Consider the following 21,064-nt stretch of genomic DNA (forward strand, 5'->3'; position numbering starts at 1 on the left):
GAGAGCACTGCAAAACACTTACATTTAAAGGGAGCACCCGAAAGAATGATTTCTCTTTCGGGTGTTTTTCTTTTGATTCTTTTTTAGTAAGCTATTCTTAACGAAACCATGTGGGATACAGGTGATGACCATGTTAAGAAACGGAAAACAAACAGCGATGTCTTTCCATTCAGAACTCTACGAGTTAATTCCGGAAGACCATCTGTTGAAAAAAGTGGATCAAACTGTCGATTTTTCATTCATTCAAGAGATTGTGCAGGAATCCTATTGTGTCTATTATGGACGCCCAGCGAATGAGCCGGAACTGCTGCTTCGATTGCTCTTTCTCCAGACTCTCTACGATCTTTCCGATGAACGGATGATCGCCGAAGCACAGGTCAACCTGGCTTATAAATGGTTCCTGGGATTAAACCCGGAAGACTCTCTTCCGGATTCTTCGCAGTTAAGTCGATTCAGACGCCATCGGCTCGGAGCCGGGAATGTCGAGAAAGTGATGGAGGCAATTGTGAAACAATGTGTTGAGAAAAGATTGATTCGTTCTAAAGCGATTATCATTGATTCGACTCACACGCACATGAATGCATCCAAACAGACACCGCTGGAAGTGTTACAGAAAGCTGCCATTCGGCTGGTACGTTCGGTTAAAAAATCATATTCTAAGCTGTATGCTTCTCTTCCGAAAAAACCAAAACTGGAGAATCTTACAGAAGAGGAACAGGCCCTGTCTGCCCTTTCTTATCTCGCAGAATTGGGAGAATATATTGAAAATCGTCTTCCGGATGCCGAAGGTTCTATGAAAGAAAAACTGACTATTGCTAAGCAGATTGTAGAAGATGAACGTCTTCTTTCAAAGAAAGGCATCAAATCAGCTGTTGATCCGGACGCTCGGTTTGGATGGAAGTCCCGTTCGAAGAACTTTATGGGATATAAAAATCATTTTGCGATGACAGAAGAAGAGATTATTACGAAGATCACCGTTACTCCTGGAAATGAGGACGATGGGAAACAGCTTAAAGGATTGCTTGAAGGTTCTAAAGAATTTATGGAAATAGAAGAAATTTTGGCCGATACCGCCTATTCTTCGAAAGACAATCTGAAGCTGATCCATGGGCAGGAGATGAAAGCCTCAATTCCACTAAATCCTGTTGTTTACGGACTGAAAGAAGAAGATCCGTTCCAGTACGACAAAGAAAGTGATAAGGTCATGTGCCCCGCAGGCCACTGGAGTATCCGGAAAGCGAAAACAGGAAAGAAAAACAGCCAAAGGAATCAGAGATATAAGTTTTATTTTGATACGTCTCTTTGCCAAAAATGTCCGATGAAGGAAGGGTGCTATACAGGCACAAAACAAAAAACGTATTCCATTTCCATCAAATCAAAAGAACATCTGGATCAAATGGCGTACCTGGAAACGGAGGAGTATCACCAGCGCAAAAAAATCCGCTTGCGGATTGAGCATAAAAATGCCGAAATGAAAAGGTTTCATGGGCTGACTACGGCAAAATACCGTGGTCTGTTTGGTATGCAGATACAGCTGGGATTGACAGCCTTCGTCGTAAATGTGAAGAGAATGATCAAACTCCAAGAGCCCGCCACCTGAAGAAGGCGGCTTTTCTTGGCAATAAAAACAGCCCGATCCGTCAAAAACCAGCGGATCGGGCTGTTTTTTGAAGCTTTCCAGTCAAGCATCTACTTTTGCAGTGCTCTCAAATTTAGGACGGGGTTATGCTTGTTTAATTTTCGATATAAGATACTTCACTGTACTTAAAAATATAACAATAAAGTCGTTTAAAAATCTAAGTTTTATTCAACAATAGCGCCCTATTCTGGAATAACTAAAATATAGACTAAGTCCTCAAATCACTGCATAATCGGAGATTAATCAACCCGTAAGCTTAATAATTTTCAAGTTCTAAATCATTAAATAATACATCAATGCTAACGACTGCTGAATCATCATCAGTTGGAATATTAATATCAAATATCCATGGATTATTAATCAGCATCTCAAAGTCTAAGTAATCGTGCTCATTATGTAACTGGGTATTTTCACCAAGAGGAATGTCTACAATTTCAACCATTATGGTAAATATAATACTTGAATGAATAATGAAAACAGATAATTAATAATATTAAATAATAAATTAACATTATTGATTTTTATGATTAAAAAATTTAAATTTTATTATTTATATTTTTAATTCCTTGTTATATAATCGAATTAACTAAAAGGAAGGAATTTCATTATGGCTTATAAAGTAATCACAAATTGTCCTGTCTGCAGTAAAACATTGAAAATTACAAAGTTGCAGTGCTCTCATTGTCACACTACGATTGAAAATGAGTTTGAATTATCTAAGCTGGCATCCTTATCACAGGATCAGCTTCATTTTGTGGAAGTATTTTTAACATGCAGAGGGAATATCAAAGAAGTTGAAAAGGAACTGCGGATTTCGTATCCAACGGTTCGAGGCAAGCTAACAGACATCATTTCATCCCTTGGATATGTGCAGAAGAAGAAAAATGAAGTAGACGAGAAAAAAGTTGTCACCATGTTGGAAAATGGCGAAATCACACCAGAAGAAGCCATTAAGCTCTTAAAAGAGGAATAGGGAGGAATTTATCATATGAAAGAGGAAATTACAAGAGTGTTAACAATGGTTCAAGAAGGGAAGATTGATGCAGATAAGGGATCAGAACTGATTCAAGTATTAAAAGAGAAAGAAGAAACAGGTAATAAGCTTTTTGAAAAACCGACTAAATATTTAGATAAAACATTAAAAATTCGTGTTGTATCAGCCGAAAATGATAACGTCACGGTCAATTTGCCTATAAAACTTGTCAAGGTAGTATTAATGGCTGGACACAGCATCGCAGCGAGTATTCCTCAATCGGAAAAATACGTTAAAGATATAGACATAAGCCTTATTATTGAAGCAATCGAAAACGAATTAGATGGCCAAATTGTTGATATTAAATCGGCAAACGGAGATACCGTTTCGGTCATCATTGATTAGTGATTTGCTTATGATGCATGTAAAAGTGAAAGCAAAAGACGTTCGGTTTACCATCCCAATTCCATATGCTATTTTAAACATTGTTATTTCAATTTTGTCTTCAAAATTTTTTCAGCAAAATGCAAACAAATGGACAAAAGAGCACTTCGAAAGAAAAAAACTGGACTTTACCTTTCCACTAATAGACAAAAAAACGCTAAAGCCTATCGTCAAGGAACTGAAAAATTATAAGGGGATCGTGCTAGTAGATGTCAAAGCTAAGGACGGTACTGAGGTTAAGGTTAGACTATAATTTATTATAGAATACACCGACCACTGACTGACATATTGAAGAAAAAGCCTAATTTCTCGCTACAATACCGAGAAAATTATAAAAAGACAATAAAGTTATTTAATTTTAAAAGCTCAAACAAGCATAACCCCGTTCTAAATTTAGGACGGGGTTAAAAATATAGTTGTTTATTCAATAAATCCACATATTGGGGATACAACAAAGTTGTATAAAGACAATAATATTGTTTAATTTTGATTATGAAAAATAAGAGCCTTACTACACTTCATCTATAGCAAGGCTTTAAAGGTTGTTTAATTTTAAATCAATCTAATTATACCTACCTTCAAAAATGAATAATAAAGTTGTTTAATTCTTGTTGAACTAATGCCCCCGTTAGCGTAATAAATAAATATATGGTAGAAGGACACGAGGTCTATTTCCCTTTCTCTATAACGTCCATCTGCTTTAATGTTTCGAGTGTTACATTTTTTGCTTCAGTTCCAGAACCGTTTATATTCACTGCAAAAACCCAGGTATCCTTTTTGGTTTCAATAAAGCCAACGTACCATCCCAGCCCAAAATCGGATAGCCTTGTCCCTGTCTTTCCATGAAGTGTGTAGTCATCCTGTTCATCCTGTATCATCATCCGTTTAACCGTTATTTGATATTTTTCTTCAAATGGAAGTTCTTCCTCGACTAATCTCTCAATAAAATTTATTTGCTCAAGCGCTGAAATTTTAAGGCTGCTGTCCAGCCAAAAAGAATCGATTCCGCCTGTTATGTCCTGATTTCCATATCTCAGCATTCTAATCTTCTCTTGCATCCTTGTTTCCCCAATGTCTCTTGCCATATCCTGATAAAACCAAATAGCAGATTCCCTCATAGCAGAAGCCAATGAGTGATCACGGTTCCAGCTTTCGAACTCTCTTACTACCCCATCCCATCGCTTGACTTCATACTCATCCCATACAGCTGATGTTTGCAACCCAATTAAGGCATTCGGTACTTTGAAGGTAGATTCAGGAGTGAACCTTTTTGAGCTTCTTTCCTTGTTATACATATAAACTTTATCTTTTTTTAGATTTTTAAGCACCATAGTGCCCTCTTTTCCGTTAAATAGCTTTTCAATTTTTAGTTCATTTGTTTGCTCCTGCTGTGCTTTAGTCACCGTTATAGTTCCTATGAAACCCAGCATAACTGAAAATAATAAAATGACAGTAGCCCTAATCACTTTCATTTTTGCATCTCCTTTTTAATTATCGGATTATTCTTAATAATTCGCCTATTATATATTATACTATATTTTGCCAACCAATAGTGGAAGAAGAGCCGACACCAAAATCTTGTATTAATAGATGGGGTTTGGTGTCGGCCCCCATTTTTAAAGAACTATATTGTTTTTTAAATGCCTTTATTATATTTCAAACAACTTTATTGTTCGTGAACAAGTCCGACCATACTATGCACTTATTGAACTAAACTGCCCCTTTAGTTCAATAAGAAAAACCGAAATGTAGATCATTTTTTTTATAAACAGTTAAACTTTATTTCAAACCAACATCTATCCATTAAAAAAGCCGATTTCCTGTAAGAGAATCGACTTTTTTAATTTAGCTTGCTAAACTATTGCACCCGTTTGTTCAAGAATATAGATTAAATTATTTTATCCTATTATATAGAAGCAATCCCCATTCCAATAAAAAAACTATATACAACACTTTTTCCAAGCAAATTCTCCACTAAAATTACTCCTTTTTATAAACATCGTGACTTTATTTTAAATCCACAGATTTATAAAAAAGTCTGATAAATGATAGGCTATAGACGTTGATTTATCAGCACGACTAATTTTTTCACCTATTGATTACTTTAAAATACTTCACCATCATCCCTATAAAATAAAGCTCCGTCCCGATGGAAACGAAAAGGTCGAACCAGTTTGTTTCATCGCTAAGAGGAAGTACCATGTAACCGATGAACGTCAGCACAAACACAATGAGAATAACCCGAAGTGTCAAGGGGATAAATAAACTCAAGTAGCGAAGCCAAAATTCTTGGCGGTCCCCTCTCTGATTGATCTTGTACACGGCGTATATCCCGATAAGAGTGAGCACTATATTAATCATCGTATCTATCGTGTCCAGTGTGTTGACCCCTTCGGTTTCCAGCAGGAACGGGTACGATAGCACTCCCAATGCCAGCAAAGCAATCCCTACAATCAAATATGTTCTTTTCGACTTTTCGGCAATTCGTCTTTCTTTTAGTGCCTCTGCCAACTCTTTTATATTCCAAATATACATACTTGTATCTCCTTTTATCTTTTTTTGAATTTAGATTGCCAGCACTAAATCAGACAACTTTCATAAGAGACAATCGTTTATATTCAATTAGACTTACATACTTTTTTGATAAATTATCAAACTTTATTCAAAAGCTACACTAACTCCAAATTATGTACTTGTATAAGTTGAATAATTAATTTTACATCCCTAAAAAACTGCTAAAGTACTTAGCGGCTTATTTTAACGTTGTCATACCGGCTGCTTCCATGCGCTGGAAGAATGCTGAAATTTGCGCACGGGTCAGTGGCTCGTTGAAATGATAATCTTCAAACGTTTTTACGCCGGTTGTGCCGGATGACAAGTTATATTTGTACATAAAGCTAACGGCTGCTGTTGGTCCGTAAGCAGCTCCCTGCGAAGCGGCTATCACTTGCGCTAATTGTCCACGCGTGACCGTTCCATTTTTACCTGTGTCATTTGTGTAGCCTTTCAGCGGCAAATTGTGTGGTTTAAAGAAATCATAGTACTGCTGCGTTCGGTGGCCGTAAGGAGTTCCTGGCTGAAAACCAAAATATTGGGCGGCAATGACGATGAAATCGCCTTCTTTTAGCAAAGACAGAGGCTGGAAACGGCCGTCTGGGTACCCTTGAATAAGTCCAGTGCGGAACGCCCACGTAATATTTTCCCGTGCCCAGTGGTTTTTACTTACATCTTTAAAAGTACGGAAACGATGTACTTGTTAAATCAGTTGCTTTTGTTTGGGCGAAGTGAAAATAACCAGATTGATTATCTTTATTCCAAGCATCATCAAATGCACTGTTTTGGACAAGCCTCCACAAATTCGAACCGTTTTCGGGATTGATTGCTGCTCCCTTTTCTTTTGATGTAAATCCGGCAAAGAAGCCGTCTTTTGTAATCAACAAGGTATCTTCTGAATAGTACGAGCGGCCTAATATGTAATTGGGTGTTTGCTTATATACTTCCCTAAAGGTCAATCGTAAGTTCGTAAAATCAACTGGCTTATTGGTATGGATATAGACTGTAAAGCCTGCTTTTTCCTTTAAGATGCTATAAATTTCTGGTGGTACTTCCCACTGAGGCTTTTCCTTGGCGGACACAAACATAGGAACAAATAATAAGAATGAAAAAACAAATGAAGTAAATAACTTTTTCATGAAAAAATAGTCTCCTTTACACAATTTTACAATAGTTTACTTGAAAAAGAATAAATTGTAATGGGTAAAAAAAATTAATACACAATATTAAAGAATTAAAAAAAGACGGGAATTTCATTATTCCCCGCCTTCTCGTATAGCTTTGAAATAAAGTTTGATTAAACTAACTCTATAAACGTTGATAAAAGAGCAAACAGAAAAAGCGTGGTTTGAAAAAAGATTAATCAAAACATGCTCTTCCTGTGTTAAATTCAATGATTCTTTTATAAAAAAGTTTGATCGTTTTATATTCCTTCTACAACTAACGCTGCCCGTTAGCTTAATAAGATATATGTTTTTAGTAATGTTCTTTTAGAAACTCCTTAATATCATTATTTATTTTTATTAAGTATTCTTCTGAAGGGAAATGTCCCATATCATAGGTTTTGAATGCTGTTAAATTTGAGATAATTTCTTTAGCAACTTTATTTATTCTATCTTCTGGAAAAAATATATCTTTTTTCCCTGCTATGATTAAAGTAGGTGAGTTGTAATTTATTAATTCATTCTTTTTGGTTAATTTCGGCATTTCTTGTTCGAGTTTGGTGTATTTAAATACATCTCCAATAATTTTTTTATCAATTTCCTTCATACTATTATCTGACAAAACGCCTGTAACTTTATTAAGATGTTTTTCTGATGAAGTAACATGAAACAAGACTAAAGGCAGTAAAATATCTTTAATCATTTTAATTTTAGAACCTAACTTTATTCCTGCTGGCGATACTAATATGGAACAATCAATTTTATTTGGCATAAATGATGCTAATCTTAAAATGATACCAGCACCATAGGATGGACCAATAAATGTACAACGATCAATATTAAAATTATTCATTAGTTCTTCAATCCATTGAGCAAAACTATTATCCTTCGCTGAAATCCTATTTTCATCACTATAACCAGGGTGACCAATTGTATCTGGTGCATAAATCCTATACTCGTCTATCAATGATGAAAACCAGGATAATGTCATTGGATTTACACAGTTACCACCTTGGAATATAAATACAGGTTTACCTTCTGGTGGACCTGTTACAATAACATGAGTTTTACCATAACTTGTGTCAACATAAATCCGTTCGACATCAAACTTAAATGAATTTATATAATTTTCATAGTGTTGTGCAATATATTCTTGTCCCTCTACACTTTTATAAATAGTTCCGTTACCCATAATAGCACCTCCATCTTTATTAAATCATTTTACTATTAATGGATAAAGAAATTTAAATTTCATCTTACCGTATAGAGATAATAATATAGAGATAATAATGTCGTTTAATTTTGATTTAAAAAACTTTATTATCTTTGAAACGACTTTATTCTTTTTTAAAGAACTTTATTATTCATGAACACTTAGCTTATAATATCCGCATTTTGTCGGCTGGACCTCTATCTAAAGGGGCAAAACGTCGCAACTTTTTTGTAAACATCTCGACTTTATTCAAAACCAATCAACCCCTTATACATAAATCCCCTGCTTTATACTCTTTCGCGTATAGTATGTAGTCTTTTATTTTTAACTAATTTATTATTAAAAGACTATAGAAACATCGTGACTTTATTTCAAATCTACAACTTTTTAAACGCTAAATTGCATTCAAAAGGGATAGTTAGATTTAACAAGATTGATAAAGATAATTTATTACGGCAAAAAATAAGACCCTTCGATTTAGAGGAATCAAGGGTCTTACCTTATAAAAAAATAATCTAATTATGAGTCTTTTCAAGAGCCAGTTTTATACCAAAACCTATCAGTATAGTACCTGTGATTCCTTCAATAATATTTTGTGTTTTAGGTTTTTTCATAAAAACACTAATCTGATTAATTAAATAGATATAAAGTAAAAACCATACGGCAGTCAATACCGTATAAGTAATACCCATTATAAGAAACGGTAAAAAGGTATTGCTTCCAGAGTCCACGAATTGAGGCAAAAAGGTTAAGAAAAAGACAGCAACTTTGGGATTTAGGATATTTGTAAGGAACCCTTGTTTAAAACAAGATGTGTTTACAAACTGGCTTTTTGTGTTCATCGCAACGCTTGCTGCTTCTTCCTTTTTCTTCATAGACCATAATGTCTTGACACCCAGATAAATTAAGTAAACAGCACCAACGTATTTGAAGACAGAAAATAATAACGCTGATTTCACAATGATGGCTGAAAGTCCTAATACAGCAGCAGAAGTATGGATAAGAAGGGCACAACAATTACCTAAGGCTGTTTTAAGACCCCCGATTCTTCCAACGGTGACAGTATTTTTTGTAGCAATTGCAGTATCGGGACCGGGTAAAATAATTAAAAAAATACACATAAGGACAAACAGATAATAGTTTTCCATTTTATTATCACCTTTCTGATTATGATAAGTTCTGAGTATGTAATTCTTATATTGTATTATATTTGCTCTCATATCAAGATTAATATCGTTAATTTAATCAAACTTTTAAAGCTACATCAGATTTTGTACTGACTATCCATTTTGCTTAGTCGTTCGATCCAATGACTAAAATGTCCCGTGCCGTTTCGATTGCTTCTGTTGTTATCTTTTCTAGTCTATTAATTTGCATAATTCGTTCAATTTGTAAAAATGAACGTTGAATTAATCTAAAGTTGCCACCAGTAATTTTGATGATATTGTCACTTCCTTTTTTGGATTATCCTCCATTGTTTCTCCTTTTTCATTCAATGTCTATTTAGGGTACAACCAAAACAAGCAAAGTGGAAAACATGTACGACTGCACTCCAGCTTGCCTTTTTTGGGTTGATTAACGGTGTCTACTATATCAGTTTAAAATTAGTTTTACTTTCTATTTATACAATCGAATTTCCTACCGATTTGCCTATCTTCAACCGTGTGCTCGCAAACAAGCTAATGAGAATCAAAACAAGATTAATTGCCATAGCACCAGATAATCCAATTTCCATGATCATTCCCGTTGCATGACTAACGGAAATAATTGCACCGCCGATTCCGATAACAATACCGGGTGTAAAGGAATCTGCGAATTGGAGGTTTGCAGAGATTTCGCCAGACTCTCCTTCTTTCGCATTAGCAAAAGCAACAGCACCACTAGTTGGATGAGCCAATCCTATTCCGATTCCTGTTATCATTTGACCAACAACCGCCAATACAATATTAGTTGCAGGGACCCAAACGACAAGCCCAATTCCAACTATCATAAATAACACGCCAATTCTGATCCTTTTATTTCGGCCTCGCCCTTGATCCGCAGTATCCCAATGTGATTGCATGTAGGACACAACGCACCAGCTAAGTGCAGCACTTGCCACAATTAGCCCTGCTATATCCGCCGTTAGTCCTTTAGTCTCCGTCAATGCAAGCACCAAAAAGTTTTGTGTACTAACATAAGCAGCGAAAAATAACCCGCGCGAAGCGATGAGAGAAGGCAAACCTAAACGAAGCATCAGCGTACCCGCAGGCAGCAACTTGCGAAGTGGCTGGACCATAAGAACCAAACCGACAAGCAATAAAACGATTCCTATTGCTTCTGGGAGCATACCAAGGCCACTCAAGAAAAGTCCGGTACCGATAGCCAAGAGTATGGATAGCCAAGTGGCTCCTGTTTCACTCTTCTTATGGACGTTCGGAATTTTTAATTTACGGAATACGGGTAAGCTGAGAAGAGCTGCCAGAAGCAAAAATGGTAAGACACCCCAAAATACGAACCGCCAAGAAAACTGCTGTGCAATAACGCCAGCAACATAAGGTCCGATCATGGAAGGCAGTACATAGGCTGTGCCGAAAGCGCCTAATATTTTAGTTCGAAGCTCATCAGGGTAGCTTAAGGATATGGCTGTGTATACGCAAGTCATCATTGCACCTGCGCCGAATCCTTGTAATGCTCGGGAGGTTATCAAAACAATCATATTAGTAGCAAGAGCAGCAGCAATTAAACCAATTGCAAACAATATAATAGCGATGGTAAAAGGCCACGCAGGTCCTTTCCTGTCTATTTGACGCCCTACTACTAACGTTCCGATAATTTGGGCTAGCAAATAAGCGCTGAAAATCCAACCGTAGAGTGTAATTCCTTGTAAATCGTTGGCTATGGCCGGAGCGATCGTGGTTACAGCTAATCCTTCAAATCCGACAGCCATTACAGCTAAAATGATTCCAATAGACAAAGCAAGGTAACGCGGTCCAAAAATACTTTGAGTTGTAGACATGATATTTAACCTCCATATTATGTTCCAGTTTATGTATACGTCGTATCCGGATACTTTGTAAACATTTTTCTTTACAAAGTATAACATACGGTTTTATTTTGACTTAGTCAATATTTTTCTTTACAATGTAATTAAGTATTCTCTCCCATTTGTACTAAAGAAGAAGGTGTCGTTGAATGAAAAAGAAGGATACAAATGCCAGTAAAGAAGGTATTGCTACAAGAACTAGGCGGACCATTATAAAGTTATTGAAACAGGAAGGTCCTCTGGATGCCCTTCAATTGGCGAAACAGCTTGGTGTATCTGGAATGGCAGTGCGGCAGCATCTATATAATCTACAAGCGCAACAATTGGTCACATTTGAGGAAGAACCAAGGTCTATGGGCCGTCCCGCCAAAATGTGGAGACTGACGTCTGAAGCCAATCGATTGTTTCCAGATGGACATGCTGACCTTATAGTCAGTTTAATTGAGTCCATGAAGGAAGCCTTTGATGAAGATGGATTGGAAAAGCTGCTAGAGATTCGCAATCAGAAACAGGTGATTCAATACAAGAATAAAGCACCGTCCAACCTTCCGTTAAACGAAAAATTAAAGGCTCTTGCAGAATCTCGGACATCCGAGGGATATATGGCGGAAATTACCGAAAATAAGGATGGATCCTTTTGTTTAGTAGAGAAACACTGTCCGATATGCGAGGCTGCGAAGGTATGCTCGGGTTTTTGCAATAAGGAGCTGGAAATGTTTCAGCAGGTCTTGGGTGAAGATGTTGAAGTTAAGAGAACAGCACATATGTTAACCAGTGGCAACCGCTGTGTTTATTCGATTAAACGTATAAAGTGAAATGTGCAAAAGAATAGACATGCTGAACAAGGACATTCCCTGGGGTCAAGCATGTCCTTATTTTATATCATCTACCGTCAATAAACATCGCCTTCAAACCGAAGACTTTGTCTACTGACTGAAACACCTAGATTCACTGAAATCTAGGTGTTTTTTGATTTAAATTAAATTTAGTTGCGCAAAAAGGAGCTCGGTTCGCCTATGCTGTAAAGCTGCAAGTGATGCATAGCCCGGGTACAGGCAGTGTAAAACAATCTACGCAGGCTCTCATCTCCGTATACTTCCGCTGATGCGTCATAAATAATAACCGCGTCGAATTCGATACCTTTGGCCAAATACGCCGGTATGACGACAACGCCTTGCTCGTATTCAATCGAGCCGCTCTTCACGAGCTTAATTTCTTCGACGCTGCTCAGGCCCTCGTATGCGGCGGTGCTCTCCGCAGCGGATTTGCATATAATCGCGATCGTATTATACCGCCGCTTCCGCAAGTCTGCGACTTTGGAAGCAATGCAGCGGTGCAGTTTGGCGCGATTGGACAATTGTGTCAGCACAGGCCTCTCGCCATCGCGTTCAAAAGCGGTAATCCGTTCGCCGTCGGGTACGAGTCCGCGTGTAAATTCGACAATCGGTTTTGTGGATCTGTAGCTGCGGATCAAGTTGATCGCAACTGTTTCATCCGGTCCGTATAAGCCGGTAAGCGTGTGGAAATCGACCATTTTGCTGGCATGGGCGAATATTGCCTGATTAAAGTCACCGAGCACGGTCATTCTTGCCGAAGGAAACAAACGTTTCAAAAACTCGAATTGAAACAGAGAATAATCTTGCGCCTCGTCTACAAGTACATGTTTGATCGAGCTGTTCGTCTGAAAGCCTTGAATCAGCTCTTTCATAAGTAAAAACGGAGTAGCATCTTCGTAAAATAGTTTTCCTTCGTCCAGCATTTTCACAGTCGAGAGGCAAATATCCGGCCACTCCTCGGGTGCTTCCCGGTCCATCCACTGTTTGATCTGGATGGGATCGGTAAAAAGCTGCTTGTATATTCCCTTAATGTTGACGAAACGAAACGCCTTGATCCGTTTTCGCAACGGCTTTAACTTCTGGCGAACAATCAAGCGAGCTAACGCTTCAGGCTCGATTTCATAATCATGAATCGACTCACCTTTAAAGCCGCGTTTTTCCGCTAAGTAGGTATATGCCTTATGGTAATCCTCATTGCTAAGCAGTTCGATTTCCTCCTGTACCCATGGCTTAGTCCGTTCGAGCTTCTCGGCTTCATCTATTTGCTTAATTAGCCAATCCTTCAATTTTTCAAGTCTGCTATGAAAGCGAAGTGAAGTGTCGCTGCTATAAAACTTTTCCGTGATTTGTTTAGCAGTAACGATTGGCTTTCCTCTGAAGATAATCCCTTTGAATACCATTCCAGATAATTCCAGCGAATCCCTGTATGATTTGATCGCCTTAAAGAAACGGGCGGTAGCCTTGAATCGGATGCTCGCAATCCTTGTTCCGTATAATCGGTTATCCACTGCAGTCAAAACATATTCCAATTGATCGTAAGGATTCTCAACTTGAAACTCACTTTTCAGCCGACGGTCCAAGTATTCCTGAAATGTGACCTGCTGCATATTCTCTTCGCCGAGTTCTGGCAACACATTGGAAACGTAACTATTAAACAACGAATTTGGCGAAAAAAGAATGATTTGATCGGCATTCAGCGTATCTCGATATTTATAAAGCAAATAAGCAATCCGCTGCAGGGCAGCCGATGTCTTGCCGCTGCCAGCAGCGCCGTGTACAATGAGTATCCGCTCGCGATCGTGCCGGATGATCCGGTTTTGCTCCTGTTGAATGGTGGCCACTATATTGTGCATATGTTTGTCTGTACCTTTGCCAAGCACCTGCTGTAAAATCTCGTCACCAATGGTGAGACTGGTATCGAACATAGATTGGATAATGCCGCCGCGGATGAGATATTGCCACTTTTTCTCCAGTATGCCATGGATGACGCCTCCAGGTGTAGCGTACTTGGCGGGACCAGGCTGGTAGTCGTAGTAGACACTCGAGACCGGAGCCCTCCAGTCGTAAATAAGGAAATTTTCTCCGCTTGTATCCGTGAGCGTAGAGATGCCGATATAGATTCGTTCCACATTTGAAGTTCCTTCTTCAATGAAATCGATTCGACCAAAATAGGGCGCCTCTTGCATACGCCGCAGGGCAGATAATCTCTTGGATGCATATCTATCGGTGCTTTGACTTACGGACAGAGCTTGAGCCTCTTGTCTCAAGCCGATGATGGTCTCAAGATAATCGTCGAAGGTATCAATATTAACCTTTACTTCATCCCAAAAGTGTTTGCGGATATTCACAACTTCCATCCGACGCCTGGAAGTTTCGTCCTCCAATCTATTGATTTGTTCTGTAATTTTCTCCATTACGCTGTCCACTCGTTCTTGCTCCTGGCGAAGTTCCATGTTCATATCAAACACTCCTTTAAAAAAATAAAAATAGGGGTTGACTGAAAAGGATTTTATGACCTATAATTAAAATAGGGATATTTTATACAAAAAATCCATTAATGGTGTATCTATATAAATTTACCACAGTTTCTCAATTTTATCAATGTATTTACACGACCAACGCTATGATGGATCATAATTGTTGCAAATTTAAAGGAAGAAAAACCCTAATTTCACAAGACAAATGACTCACAAAAAATGATATCCAAATATACGATCATTTAGTTGTAGCGTCAGGAAACCGCGTTTACAACGTTAAGGAAATTCCAATATTAAAAAGCCCAATTTCTTAGCATTAATATTAAGAAATTGGGCTTTTTTTCGTTATTCCATTAAATGGCCCTATTGCGGAACAAAAAAGTTCTCTTCACCATCCTGCGCTTAGTTCAATAAAAGTGGTACCATAAACGGACGTTTACGGTACTAATAATCGTTTTATCAGGAAACAGCCTATTTTGGTTAATTAATAGAACCAAAACTCATTCCAAAAAATAAAGTTCCATTTTTAATAACTAAAACCGCTTTTGGTGCTAATGTAGGTTGGTAGACAACTTTAAGCAGGTGATGAATATTGAAGATACTCCCTATTCTTGCGTCCTCCATCCTACTGCATGCTCCCTCACCATACTCATAAATTCCCGCGCTGCATGAGACAGCCACTTATCCTTATGATGGGACATAATCGTTGAAACGCTGCCCAAACCGGAATCCCAAGGGATGGACTGAATCCTGTTCTGTTCAAGGTCGTTTTGTACTGTCACAAGAGGCAAAATAGAAATGCCAAGACCGCACATAACACATTGTTTGATAGCCTCAATACTCCAAAACTCCATGCCTGCCTCTGTTGCGATGCCCTTGCTTCTTAAAAATGCTTCGAAATAATCCCAATTGCTCCCCTGTTCCGTAAATAAAATATTTTCATTGTCCTGCAAAGCAAATAACGCAAGAGTTCTTGTATCATCGGCATCTGGAGATAGGATGATAACCAAGGTCTCTTCCACGAGTGTTTCCGTATGCAGCTCGTGATCCTCATGCGGAGCTTGTAAATAGAAGCTCACATCTAGTCCCCCTCTGCGAAGTTCCTCCTGCAAGTCCCAGCAAGACCCCGATTTCATAATCAGATTCACTTTAGGGTAACGCTTACGATATGCTTGGATAATGAGCGGTAGACGATAAATCATAAGGGACTCCGGCGCCCCGATGCGCAACGTTCCTGTCATTTCTTTTTCCATATGAAAAACATCTTTTGCTTTCGTATAAAGCTGGATCATTTCCGAAGCGTGCGTCAAAATTGTGAACCTACTTCTGTAAGTTGAACCTTCTTGCCAATCCGATCAAACAAAGGGGCACCCATTTCCTGTTCGAGTGCCTGGATATGAGCTGTAACTGTTGATTGGGCATATCCTAAATACGTGGCAGCGCGCGTAAATCCTCCCATATCGACAATCGCTTTGAATGTAATCAAGTGCCGTATTTCCATTGCTCATCTTCCCTTCATCATTATTTCCGATGATTATCATCATGAATATTCATTTTACCGATGGGAAAGTTCTACATATAATCAAAGTATACGAGATTACTATTCGTTTCAAGAACTTTTGAGGTGATACTATGCAAAACAAAAAAATTGGATTCGTCCTACTGAGCGGCTTGATAATTGGTCCCGTCCTTGGATCGGGCATTATCATTCTCCCACCGGCCGTATACGAAACGGCCGGAAACTATGCTATCTTTGCTTGGGTGTTCATGCTATGTTTGAGCATGTTATTTGCTTATCAGTTTGGCAAATTAAGCCTTATCATTCCAGGTGATTCGGGCGTTGCACTCGCGGTAGAGCGAGCATTCGGATCGCACATCAAAAATCTATCGGCCATCTTCTTCATTCTCGCCGTCTGCTTTGGTCCTGTCGCTGTCATCGGAACGGCCGGTCATTACCTACAACTTCTGACCGCTCAAACATTTGTGCAAGAGGAATCGCTCACATTCGGTTTGCTGTGCATTGTGTACGTTATATTGACGCGTAACATCACATCGGTAGGAAAAGTTGCGTTCTTTATGTCTAGCTTCATTGTTGGCACCTTGCTTATTGGGAGCCTACATACCTTGTTCACGACGGACGGAGGTATCAGTCTGACAGAACCGATTACCGTATATGACTTTGGTCAAAGTCTGCTTCTCTTGTTTTGGGCATTGATCGGCTGGGAAGTAATTGGGAGTTATTCATTAGAGGTAAAGTCTCCAGAACGCACCATTCCAAAGGCTGTAGCCCTAAGTTTTACGATCATCGCCATAGTCAGCTTGACCGTCGCACTCGCATTTCAATGGACACACGCAGGTAACAGTGGCACAGATGATCAATCCTTAGCGCCCTTACTAGCAGGTTTATTCGGAAGCTGGGCAACCCCGCTCATTTCCACCATCACTATCGCCCTATGCCTCAGTACTGTATTACTGGTCATCGGTGCTGTCACAAGACTTATCCGTGACCAAGCAGGAAACGGCGTGTTACCGTCACGGCTTTCCTTTAAAAATGAAAACAACGTTCCATCCCAAGCACTTCTTCTTATGTTTGGCATCCATTCCGGCATGTTTGTTCTCTACACGATGCACATCATAAGCATCCAACAGCTTGTCGCCATCGCCAACGCTTTCTTCTTATGTAATGCGCTGCTTGGCGTATTGGCATGCCTGCGCTTGTTTGCTTCACCGCTTTTAAAAGCGGGGGCATTGTTGCTTTCCATATGTTTTCTCTGTATCTTATTATTTTCTTCTTCTTTTATTTTGGCAGGGATTACAGGGGTTTCGATTTATTTTGTTTGGTTACAGAGAATCGAGAATAAGCGGAAAGATATGTTGAGGCAGGTTGAATTGTCGCTTTGTAAAAAAGATTGATCAAAATTTGATCCTAATCCTTAAAATGGATGGTTCAGGTGCAAAAAATTCAAGGAAATTGCAAGTAATCTCTAACTCATGAACATACTGATACTAAACTACTCTAAAAAGGACGTGATCAGTATGGGAAAGCACCATTTATTCAAGTGGAAACATTATCAACCGGACATTATTTTGTTAACCGTAACATAGTGGAGATGATCGAGGAACGCGGCTTATCAATGGCCTACACAACCATTATGCGTTGGGTTCATCAATATAGTCCGGCATCATCTCAGACCAACAAATAACTCTTGGAGAGTCGACGAAACGTATATCAAAGTAAAAGGGCAATGGATGTACCTGTATCGTGCAGTGGACTCCAAAGGAAACACGATTGATTTTTATCTCGGTAAAGCCAGAGACAAACAGGCTGCAAAATGCTTCTTCAAGAAAGCTTTGCGGTCTTTTCATGTTTCTAAACCCCGTGTCATAACAGTAAACAAAATCCAACCTATCCTGTAGCGATTCAAGAGTTAAAAAAAGAGAAACGTATGCCTGAAGGCATACAAATAAGGCAAGTAAGATATCTCAATAATATAGTAGAACAAGATCACCGTTTCATTAAAAAACATGTGCGCTCTATGTTGGGATTCAAGTCGTATGAAACAGCCACTTATATATTGAATGGCATTGAAGCGATGCATATGATAAAAAAAAGGCAGGTTCACCAAGGGGTGAAGTCTGCCCAAAATGAAGTTGAATTCATACATCAGTTGTTCGGAATAGCATCATAACGGCAAGTTAGTAGGTAATGTAGGTTCTATTTTTATCAAATTATTTTCGCACCAGAACCAACTGAACTAATTAAAAATAGGTTAAGGTCTTTTTTTTATATTTATACTCCTTAAAAGATCCATTTTTTTGGTACTTTAGCACAGTAGCCTCATCCATAACATATAAAGAACGGACATAAAAAACGCCACTTTTGCTGTTGCGGACGGCTACGAGAACGTGTTCTTCCTTTTCTCCATCATAAAACAGCTTAATATACTCAATAGATCTTTTAGGTGAATGTTGGGAAATGTAATCGGGTGAAAAGATTATCTCTCTTAGATAATCTCCGTATTTCTCAAAATCTTCTGAGTGGTCCTTCCTTATATTTATAAGGTTGGTTTCTCCTGAAAAAATAGGAGTATTTCGTTGTATAGGCAAATTTAATATGTTGATTACAATTTCATTAATTAAACCAATTTTTTCTTGTCGTCTCATATTTTCTTCCCCCTTTATCATCTTTTATTCATGATTAGTAGCCTCGTTTTCGTAAGCCAATTATTCGTGGTCATTTATTTTCCATTTTTCAGTCTCAGTTAGTTCTTTGGTTAAATTAAAAAGATCAAATACGGTTGTCCTACATTGGATGCGATAGGGTGAAGGTAAAGTGATTCTGGTTATAATTGAGTCATTAAAACTACATGGATTTTTAAATACGATAGGCTTATCAATTTTTCAAAGCAACATTCACTTCTTTGTTTTCCACTTATTCCCTAATTAAATTTAAGCTATTATGATTGAGTTTTATATTAATCAAATCTTATGAGTAAGAGTTCTTCATTTTTTGTTGATTATCTTTGAATATCAGTACCTATTCACATTTTTATTTCGAAATTAAACTGTTATTACGTGAGACTTTCTCGTCAATACGATCCTTTTTATCCCGCCGTACATAATAATGTCTGCACTCTAAACACTCGTAAACAATCAAATTATAGCGGTTCTTATGATTAGTTCCTTTGCTAAAAACTGTCTTACTATAGGCTTTATGGCTACAAAATAATTGGCGTATGCGAGTTTATAAATTCAACAGATACTTCTCATCTAAATTCATTGTGTCATCCTTACTAATACCAGTTTTAACGTACTCAAATTAAAGGCTTCATCGACTTTTATTTTCAGGGTTTGGGAGTATTTAGGGTGTTGCGGATTTTGATTTCTGTCTTTACTTGGAAGCCATACACCTTTGTTCCTCATTTATGCTAGCTTCCTCCCCCCTGAATTAAACGCCTGAAGAGGTAGCGATATATCCAGGATAAAAAGATTGCACGAATAAGGATATCCAAAGCAATAGCAATCCATATCCCTGCAATTCCCATTTTGAAGTAAATACCTAGGACATAGATTCCGACGATTCTGATTAGCCACATCCCTATGGCCGTACTGTACATTGGGCTCTTGGTGTCCCCTGCTCCCTGCAATGCACCGGTTATGACTAGTCCGATTGCTAAAGCAGGCTGGGCAAAAGCATCGATTCGTAAGGCTACAGTAACCATCTGTATAGCTGCTGCATCATTTGTAAACCACGTGGCTAACCAAGGGGCAAACAAAAACATGAAAACCCCAATGATGCTCATGAATGCAATGGCGATTCCTGTAGTAAGGATCCCATAATGATAGGCCTCTTTAAACCGACCAGCTCCAACATACTGGCCGACCAAGGTTGTTGCTGCTATCGCCAATCCATAACCTGGCATATAGGAAAACGTCTCGATATTCGCTGCAATTGTATGGGCGGCGAATGTCTCTGTTCCAACAACGACGATCAGTCCAAAATAAAGAACTTGACCTAAGCGCATAATCAATCGTTCAATGGTAGCCGGTGTAGATAGCCTAATAATGAAGGGTAACAATGACTTTGATTCGGATGAATCAAAAAGGGAGAACGAGACATTGGACTTTCTGATGTAATAATATAGAGCCAGCGTTCCAAGTACACGGACTATGACTGTTGCCCATGCTGCCCCTGCAATTCCCCACCCCATCTCACTTCCTAATCCAAAAATCAACAGATAATCAAGGACAATGTGCAGGATATTCATCCACCAAGCCACATTCATTGGGGTTCTGGTATTGCCAGATGCACGTAAGATACTTCCGAAAATAATCATCAGGGAAATGAAGATAGAGGGGGTACCGATGATTCGGAGATAAACAGCACCTTCTGATATAACTTGAGATTCAGCTCCCATAAGGTTAAGTAACGATTCAGTGAAAAATAAAGTGATCAGTCCAAAAAATATTCCGACTATGATGGCGATAAAGGTGGATTGTTTTGCAACTGCTTTTGCCTTATCTATATTTCCTGCCCCGATGCTTTGGGCAATTAAGGATGAAGCACCAACTCCAATGGCCATGAAGATAGCCATATACACGGCTAAAACAGCATTTGCAATCCCGACTGCCGTTACTTCTACCAGCCCAAGCTTAGCAACAAATAAAGTATCTACAAAACCAACAACTGTTTGCAAGATGTTTTCGATCATGGCTGGAATAGCTAATAAAAGAATAGCAAACACTTTTTCTTTCGTTGTTCGGTTTTCCACTAGTCTTTGTGAAGACATGCTAACCCCTTCCTTAGGCAATCAAATTATCATAATCATTTTCATATTAATAATGGGAATAATTATGCCATTATTTGATTTATCAATTAACGTATTCTAATCTGATCGTCTGTTTTATCTTTGCGTATCGGGACAATTAGAAAAGTTAAATAAGGAAGGTTCAGGTATTCAAAATCAATCACTAAAAATATTGAACCAATAATTTGTTCACTTTGAGATTAAGCAGCGACTCCCTTTTAAATATAATTGCCAAGGATTTTCATCCTCGATACCACATTGGGCTCTTATTATTAAAGTCAGCCGCTTTTATCAATAGGCTGACTTTAATTCGTTCACTTCATTCCATCTGCTCGTCTAGTCTATCCTTTTAACCTAAGCAAATTGTTCAGAAACCTTTGGAAACTCGGTTTCATAGAAATTTAACTTTTGAGTGTCCCGCTGAATTACTCTG

Annotated in this window: 18 protein-coding genes and 2 pseudogenes; 7 read left to right on the plus strand and 13 right to left on the minus strand. The window is 38.4% G+C overall.

Annotated elements, in window-relative coordinates; all coding sequences use genetic code 11:
- Positions 1-130 precede the first annotated feature (130 nt).
- From AWH49_RS10375 to AWH49_RS10395, 4 genes are all read left to right on the plus strand, one after another.
- Positions 131-1,600 carry an IS1182 family transposase gene (locus tag AWH49_RS10375; protein WP_425305705.1) on the plus strand — a complete coding sequence of 490 codons (1,470 nt, stop codon included), beginning with the start codon at positions 131-133 and terminating at the stop codon, positions 1,598-1,600.
- Positions 1,601-2,246: 646 nt separating this feature from the next.
- Positions 2,247-2,612, plus strand: a complete 366-nt coding sequence (locus tag AWH49_RS10385; protein WP_063965640.1) for a DUF2089 domain-containing protein — start codon at positions 2,247-2,249, stop codon at positions 2,610-2,612.
- A 15-nt stretch (positions 2,613-2,627) separates the two neighbouring features.
- Positions 2,628-3,017 (plus strand): SHOCT-like domain-containing protein, encoded by a 390-nt coding sequence (locus tag AWH49_RS10390; RefSeq protein WP_018393055.1) that lies wholly within the window; start codon positions 2,628-2,630, stop codon positions 3,015-3,017.
- A 10-nt stretch (positions 3,018-3,027) separates the two neighbouring features.
- The gene (locus AWH49_RS10395) at positions 3,028-3,309 is read left to right on the plus strand and encodes a hypothetical protein (protein ID WP_018393056.1); all 282 of its coding nucleotides are present in this window, start codon (positions 3,028-3,030) and stop codon (positions 3,307-3,309) included.
- A 415-nt stretch (positions 3,310-3,724) separates the two neighbouring features.
- On the opposite strand, the gene blaOXA is transcribed toward AWH49_RS10395, so the two are convergent.
- From blaOXA to AWH49_RS10430, 8 genes and pseudogenes are all read right to left on the minus strand, one after another.
- Positions 3,725-4,528, minus strand: a complete 804-nt coding sequence (blaOXA, locus tag AWH49_RS10400; RefSeq protein WP_063965641.1) for a class D beta-lactamase — start codon at positions 4,526-4,528, stop codon at positions 3,725-3,727.
- Positions 4,529-5,144: 616 nt separating this feature from the next.
- The gene (locus tag AWH49_RS10405) at positions 5,145-5,591 is read right to left on the minus strand and encodes a hypothetical protein (RefSeq protein ID WP_063965642.1); all 447 of its coding nucleotides are present in this window, start codon (positions 5,589-5,591) and stop codon (positions 5,145-5,147) included.
- A gap of 217 nt (positions 5,592-5,808) precedes the next feature.
- A complete protein-coding gene (locus AWH49_RS10410; RefSeq protein WP_063965643.1) occupies positions 5,809-6,186 on the minus strand; it encodes a hypothetical protein in 378 nt (125 codons plus the stop codon).
- 100 nt (positions 6,187-6,286) lie between these two features.
- The gene (locus AWH49_RS10415; protein ID WP_063965644.1) at positions 6,287-6,748 is read right to left on the minus strand and encodes a hypothetical protein; all 462 of its coding nucleotides are present in this window, start codon (positions 6,746-6,748) and stop codon (positions 6,287-6,289) included.
- 337 nt (positions 6,749-7,085) lie between these two features.
- The gene (locus AWH49_RS10420) at positions 7,086-7,964 is read right to left on the minus strand and encodes an alpha/beta fold hydrolase (RefSeq protein ID WP_063965645.1); all 879 of its coding nucleotides are present in this window, start codon (positions 7,962-7,964) and stop codon (positions 7,086-7,088) included.
- Between the two features lie 536 nt (positions 7,965-8,500).
- The gene (locus AWH49_RS10425) at positions 8,501-9,133 is read right to left on the minus strand and encodes a LysE family translocator (RefSeq protein ID WP_034290602.1); all 633 of its coding nucleotides are present in this window, start codon (positions 9,131-9,133) and stop codon (positions 8,501-8,503) included.
- 145 nt (positions 9,134-9,278) lie between these two features.
- Positions 9,279-9,428 (minus strand): annotated as a pseudogene (locus AWH49_RS20365) (AAA family ATPase); the annotation flags it as partial.
- A gap of 178 nt (positions 9,429-9,606) precedes the next feature.
- Positions 9,607-10,983, minus strand: a complete 1,377-nt coding sequence (locus AWH49_RS10430; protein WP_211268392.1) for an MFS transporter — start codon at positions 10,981-10,983, stop codon at positions 9,607-9,609.
- Positions 10,984-11,159: 176 nt separating this feature from the next.
- Between AWH49_RS10430 and AWH49_RS10435 the strand changes: the two genes are divergently transcribed.
- On the plus strand, positions 11,160-11,825 hold the full coding sequence (locus AWH49_RS10435) for a helix-turn-helix transcriptional regulator (RefSeq protein WP_063965646.1): 666 nt from the start codon (positions 11,160-11,162) through the stop codon (positions 11,823-11,825).
- Positions 11,826-11,995: 170 nt separating this feature from the next.
- Here the strand turns inward: AWH49_RS10435 and helD are convergent, their stop codons facing one another.
- The 3 genes from helD to AWH49_RS20730 all read right to left on the minus strand — a co-directional run bounded on the left by helD (position 11,996) and on the right by AWH49_RS20730 (position 15,824).
- The gene (gene helD, locus AWH49_RS10440; RefSeq protein ID WP_063965647.1) at positions 11,996-14,305 is read right to left on the minus strand and encodes an RNA polymerase recycling motor HelD; all 2,310 of its coding nucleotides are present in this window, start codon (positions 14,303-14,305) and stop codon (positions 11,996-11,998) included.
- Positions 14,306-14,928: 623 nt separating this feature from the next.
- Positions 14,929-15,576 carry a LysR family transcriptional regulator substrate-binding protein gene (locus AWH49_RS10445; RefSeq protein WP_244886803.1) on the minus strand — a complete coding sequence of 216 codons (648 nt, stop codon included), beginning with the start codon at positions 15,574-15,576 and terminating at the stop codon, positions 14,929-14,931.
- 53 nt (positions 15,577-15,629) lie between these two features.
- A complete protein-coding gene (locus AWH49_RS20730; RefSeq protein WP_082862778.1) occupies positions 15,630-15,824 on the minus strand; it encodes a LysR family transcriptional regulator in 195 nt (64 codons plus the stop codon).
- A 131-nt stretch (positions 15,825-15,955) separates the two neighbouring features.
- Here AWH49_RS20730 and AWH49_RS10450 point away from each other — a divergent pair, with 131 nt between their 5' ends.
- The gene (locus AWH49_RS10450; RefSeq protein WP_063965648.1) at positions 15,956-17,236 is read left to right on the plus strand and encodes an APC family permease; all 1,281 of its coding nucleotides are present in this window, start codon (positions 15,956-15,958) and stop codon (positions 17,234-17,236) included.
- 123 nt (positions 17,237-17,359) lie between these two features.
- Positions 17,360-18,012, plus strand: a pseudogene (locus tag AWH49_RS10455) (IS6 family transposase).
- 70 nt (positions 18,013-18,082) lie between these two features.
- Here the strand turns inward: AWH49_RS10455 and AWH49_RS10460 are convergent.
- A complete protein-coding gene (locus AWH49_RS10460) occupies positions 18,083-18,487 on the minus strand; it encodes a PBECR3 domain-containing polyvalent protein (protein WP_063965649.1) in 405 nt (134 codons plus the stop codon).
- Between the two features lie 764 nt (positions 18,488-19,251).
- Entirely contained in the window at positions 19,252-20,613 is a 1,362-nt protein-coding gene (locus AWH49_RS10465; RefSeq protein WP_063965650.1) for an MATE family efflux transporter, read from the minus strand.
- Positions 20,614-21,064 lie beyond the last annotated feature (451 nt).

Origin of the sequence: Domibacillus aminovorans (genome assembly GCF_001643235.1) — a bacterium.
In the GTDB taxonomy this organism is placed as follows: domain Bacteria; phylum Bacillota; class Bacilli; order Bacillales; family Domibacillaceae; genus Domibacillus; species Domibacillus aminovorans.